Raw genomic sequence first — 4,803 nt, 5'->3', positions numbered from 1 at the left:
TGAGGACCTGCTGGACGGGAAGTACAAGAACAAGCTCCAGTACTCCACCCCCGGCGTCGCCGGCGACGGCACCGCCGTCGTCGTCAAGGCCCTGCACGACTTCGGCGGCGAGCAGCCCGCCATGGAGTACCTGAAGAAGCTCCAGGCCAACAACGTCGGCCCGTCCGCCTCCACCGGCAAGCTCGCCCCCAAGGTCGACAAGGGCGAACTCCTCGTCGCCAACGGGGACGTCCAGATGAACTACGCCCAGTCCAAGACCATGCCCAACCTCGGCATCTGGTTCCCGGCCCGCGAGGGCGGCAGGCCCACCACCTTCGCCCTGCCCTACGCGGCCGGCCTGGTCACCAAGGCCCCGCACAGCGAGAACGGCAAGAAGCTCCTCGACTACCTGCTGGGCCAGAAGGCACAGGCACAGGTCAGCGAGATCGGCGGCGGCTTCGCGGCCCGCCAGGACGTCAAGGCCACCGACGCCGACGCGATCGCCCTGACGAAGCTGATGGCGGGCGTCGAGGTCTTCGAGCCCGACTGGAACGACGTCGAGAAGAACCTCACGTCCTACGTCGACGCCTGGAAGTCGGCCACCGGCAGCTGAGACGGCCGTTCCCTCAAGATCCTGCTCTGTTTAGGCTGGGGCGCACGCTGGACCGCGTACGGCAGGAGACCTCGCACATGGCAGACCGCAGGCCCATCGAGTCATGGCTCACCGACATGGACGGGGTGCTCATCCACGAGGGCGTCCCGATCCCCGGCGCCGACGCCTTCATCAAGAAGCTGCGCGAGTCCGGCAAGCCCTTCCTCGTCCTGACCAACAACTCCATCTACACCCCGCGCGACCTGCACGCCCGGCTGCGCCGCATGGGCCTGGAGGTCCCGATCGAGGCGATCTGGACCTCCGCGCTGGCCACCGCCCAGTTCCTGGACGACCAGCGGCCCGGCGGCTCGGCGTACGTCATCGGCGAGGCCGGGCTGACCACCGCCCTGCACGACATCGGCTACATCCTCACCGACCACGAGCCCGACTACGTGGTCCTCGGTGAGACCCGCACCTACTCCTTCGAGGCCATGACGAAGGCGGTCCGGCTGATCGACGCCGGCGCCCGCTTCATCTGCACCAACCCCGACGAGACCGGCCCCTCCACCGAGGGCCCGCTCCCGGCGACCGGCGCGGTGGCCGCGCTGATCACCAAGGCGACCGGCAAGCAGCCCTACTTCGCCGGCAAGCCCAACCCGCTGATGATGCGCACCGGGCTCAACGCGATCGGCGCCCACTCCGAGACCAGCGCGATGATCGGCGACCGCATGGACACCGACGTGCTGGCCGGCATGGAGGCCGGGATGCAGACCTTCCTGGTGCTCACCGGCCTGACCCGGCCCGAGCAGGTCGAGGACTTCCCGTACCGGCCGTCCAAGGTCGTCGACTCGATCGCGGACCTCGTCGACCGGATCTGAAACCCCAGCGTCCCGCGCGTCGCCCGTTCGGCGCAGTACCGCCCCCGCACCGGATGCGGGGGCGGTCCCCGCGGGGCAGCCTCCAGATGACTGGAGGTACACGATGGGCTCACTGAAGGTAACTCTCTGCGCCGGGGCCGCGCTGGCCGCGGTGTGCGCACCGGTCGCCCCGACGGCGTACGCGGCGGACGGGCGCGGGGTCTCGGTGACTCCGGCCTCCCCGGCGCCCGGCACCGACGTCACCCTCCGCGTACCCGACTGCACCGAGCGGACGGCCGTCGCCGTGTCGGCCGCCTTCGAGACGGACGTACGGCTCTCCGTGGCCGCCGAGGACGGTGTCCTCGCCGGTTCCACCCGGGTCCGCGCCTCGGTGACGGCCGGTGTCTACGCCGTGCGGGTCACCTGCGGCGAGGACGCCCGCCAGGGCACCCTCACCGTCCAGCGGCGGCACCGCCCGACCGCACCCGCCTCACCCGTCGCCCCCGTCGACGCGGGCGGCGGCGGCGCGGCGGAGCTGGCCGCGCCGGACACCGGGGACGGGGCGCGCGTCGATGCCCCCGGCGCCGCGCACACCGTGACCGGCCTGGTGCTCGCCGGGATCGCCGCAGTCGCCGTGGGGCTGCGCGGGGTCCGCAGCCGGAGCCGCAGGGCGGACTGACCATGTCCGACCGTGCTCAGGAGCTGGGAGGGGACCGGGGCGAGGACCACATACCCGCCGTCGGCCCCGGCCGACTGGTGAGCGGCATCGCCTGGGTGGTGCTGCTCCTCGGCCTGTGGCTGTGGGGCCGCGAGGCCACCGACGTGCGCGCGGGCGTGTCCCGTCCGGCCACCGGCGACATGGCGGCGGCCGGACGGCCCCCCGACCTGCCGCTGCCGCCCGCCCACGCGCCCCTCGGCGACGCCCTGCCCGAGCGGCTCGACGTCCCGGAACTCGGCATCAGCGCCCCCGTGCTGGAGCGCGGCCTCGACACGAAGGGCGCGATCGAACCGCCCTCCTTCGAGCAGGCCGACGCCGTCGGCTGGTACGCGGCCGGCGTGACCCCCGGCGCGGCCGGCACCGCGCTGATGGTCGGGCACGTCGACACCGAGACCCGCCCCGCCGTCTTCTACAAGATCAGCACCCTGGAACCCGGCGAGACGATCCGGGTGGTCCGCGACGACGCCGGGGTCGCCGAGTTCACCGTGGACGACATCCAGGTCCTCGACCGCGACGGCTTCGACGCCCGGCAGGCCTTCGGGCCGCGCGACACGGGACGGGCCGAACTGCGGCTGATCACCTGCGGCGGCACCTTCGACCGCGCCACCGGCGGCTACACGGCCAACGTCGTCGTCTCCGCGTACCTCACGGGCACCGGCCCATGACCCGCGTATGTCAGGATTGAGCCTTCGAACAGTGCACCAGGGGGTTGGATGTACGGCAGCAGGGGGGCCGGAACGATGACCGCGAGGCGGACGTCCGCGGCGGTGCTGGGGGCGGCGCTGCTGATAGCGGGGTGTTCCTCGTCCGGTGACGACGAGGACAAGAACAAGGACGCGGGCGCCGGGATCACCCAGCAGCCCAAGGACACCGACCCGTTCTGGGTCAACCCGGACGGCAACGCGGCCCAGCAGGTGGCGTCCCTGGAGAAGGACGGCAAGAAGGACCAGGCCGACCGGATCCGCAAGATCGCCCAGCAGCCGACCGGCGAGTGGATCAGCCCGGACAACCCGGAGGACCAGGCCCGCGGCTTCACCGAGGCCGCCGACAAGGCCGGGCGCACCGCGCTGCTCGTCCTCTACAACATCCCGCACCGCGACTGCGGCCAGTACTCGCAGGGCGGCGCCGCCGACGGCGACACCTACCGGGAGTTCATCGACGGCGTCGCCAAGGGCATCGGCGACCGTGCCGCCACCGTCGTCCTGGAACCGGACGCGGTGCTCCACCTGGTCGACGGCTGCACCCCGGACGAGTTCCACGAGGAGCGCTACGACCTGCTCAAGGGCGCCATCGCCAAGCTCACGGCGCTGAAGAACACCAAGGTCTACCTGGACGCGGGCAACGCCGGCTGGGGCCACCCCGACCAGATCTTCGAGCCGCTGAAGTGGGCCGGCATCGACCAGGCCGACGGCTTCGCCGTCAACGTCTCGAACTTCTACTCCACGAAGGACTCCATCGCCTACGGCAAGCAGCTCTCCGCCAAGGTCGGCAACAAGCCCTTCGTGATCGACACCAGCCGCAACGGCAACGGCCCCTACACCGAGGGCGCCCCGGACGAACGCTGGTGCAACCCACCGGGCCGAACCCTCGGCGAAACCCCGACAACAAAAACCGCCGACCCCCTCGTGGACGCCTACCTCTGGGTCAAGCGCCCCGGAGAATCGGACGGCGAATGCAAGGGCGGCCCCAAGGCCGGCGAATGGTGGCCGGACTACGCCTTGAAACTGGCGGAGGGGTAGCGCCCTAGGGGCGCGGGGAACTGCGCGACCAGCCACAGCGCTCCCGCGCCCGAAGACACCACCTGCGGGAGCGCTATGGGACGTGAACCCACTGCGCCTTGGAAGGCGTCCCGTGCCCGTCCGTGGCGAACAGCATGTACCACCCCGACTGCACCAGATTCTTCCCCTCCGGCACCGTCACCGTCAGCTTGTCCCCGTCCGCCTTGAAGTCCAGCGCGATCGACCGCTGGTCCACGTCAGTGACATGCGTCGACGCGCTCGGCCGGATCAGCCGCACCTTCTTGACCGTCGACGCCGCCCGCGAGGTGAACGTCCCCGACTCGCCGCGCGCGATGGTCTGCGGGCCGCCCGACAGGTCGGGCCGCGAGTCCCGGTACAGATACGGCGGCGTGTAGATCTCCACGCGCTGCTCGAACTTGCCCGGCTTGGTGTTGGCCTTGTCGGCGTAGAGCGAGTCGGAGCCGAAGAACATCAGGCGCCCGTCGGGCAGCAGGATCGAGCCCGAGTGGTAGTTGCGGCCCACCAGCGGGTCGGCCACCTTCTCGAACGAGTTGGTGTCCGGGTGGTACAGCCGCGCCTGGTGGATGTTGGAGTCGCCGCGGCCCCGGTAGTCCTCCGAGCCGCCGGAGACCAGCACGGTGTCGTCGGGCAGGATCGAGGCCTGCGGGTAGCGCGTGCCCTTCTCCAGCGACGGCCCGTCCGTGAACTTCGGGTCGTCTGCCTTCAGATCGACGATCCGCGTCTTCTCGCTGGCCAGCTTGGACTCGCCGACCCCGCCACCGCCGATCACCATGTACTTCTGGTCCTGCGCCGGCGGCAGCAGCACGGTGCCGGAGGTCTCCAGCTTGTCCGGGTCGCTCATGCCGGGGATCTTGGTGAACTTGTTGGTCTCCACGTCCCAGATGCCCGGGTCGCGCC

Annotated in this window: 6 protein-coding genes; 5 read left to right on the top strand and 1 reads right to left on the bottom strand. The window is 71.0% G+C overall.

Going from position 1 to position 4,803, the window contains the following annotated elements:
* The 5 genes from GTW67_RS10720 to GTW67_RS10700 all read left to right on the top strand — a co-directional run.
* The coding region (locus GTW67_RS10720) for an extracellular solute-binding protein (RefSeq protein ID WP_161164568.1) at positions 1 to 592 on the top strand (592 nt) is incomplete at its 5' end.
* A 77-nt stretch (positions 593 to 669) separates the two neighbouring features.
* Entirely contained in the window at positions 670 to 1,449 is a 780-nt protein-coding gene (locus GTW67_RS10715; RefSeq protein ID WP_161164567.1) for an HAD-IIA family hydrolase, read from the top strand.
* 103 nt (positions 1,450 to 1,552) lie between these two features.
* The gene (locus GTW67_RS10710; RefSeq protein WP_161164566.1) at positions 1,553 to 2,107 is read left to right on the top strand and encodes a hypothetical protein; all 555 of its coding nucleotides are present in this window, start codon (positions 1,553 to 1,555) and stop codon (positions 2,105 to 2,107) included.
* A 2-nt stretch (positions 2,108 to 2,109) separates the two neighbouring features.
* Positions 2,110 to 2,811, top strand: a complete 702-nt coding sequence (locus GTW67_RS10705) for a class F sortase (RefSeq protein ID WP_161164565.1) — start codon at positions 2,110 to 2,112, stop codon at positions 2,809 to 2,811.
* A gap of 48 nt (positions 2,812 to 2,859) precedes the next feature.
* The gene (locus GTW67_RS10700; protein ID WP_161164564.1) at positions 2,860 to 3,885 is read left to right on the top strand and encodes a glycoside hydrolase family 6 protein; all 1,026 of its coding nucleotides are present in this window, start codon (positions 2,860 to 2,862) and stop codon (positions 3,883 to 3,885) included.
* A gap of 73 nt (positions 3,886 to 3,958) precedes the next feature.
* On the opposite strand, the gene GTW67_RS10695 is transcribed toward GTW67_RS10700, so the two are convergent.
* The coding region (locus tag GTW67_RS10695) for a galactose oxidase early set domain-containing protein (protein ID WP_161164563.1) at positions 3,959 to 4,803 on the bottom strand (845 nt) is incomplete at its 5' end.

Source organism: Streptomyces sp. SID5910 (genome assembly GCF_009862125.1).
Lineage (GTDB): Bacteria > Actinomycetota > Actinomycetes > Streptomycetales > Streptomycetaceae > Streptomyces.
The sequence above is the reverse complement of the archived record's forward strand: the minus strand, read 5'-3'. Positions and strand labels throughout refer to the sequence as shown.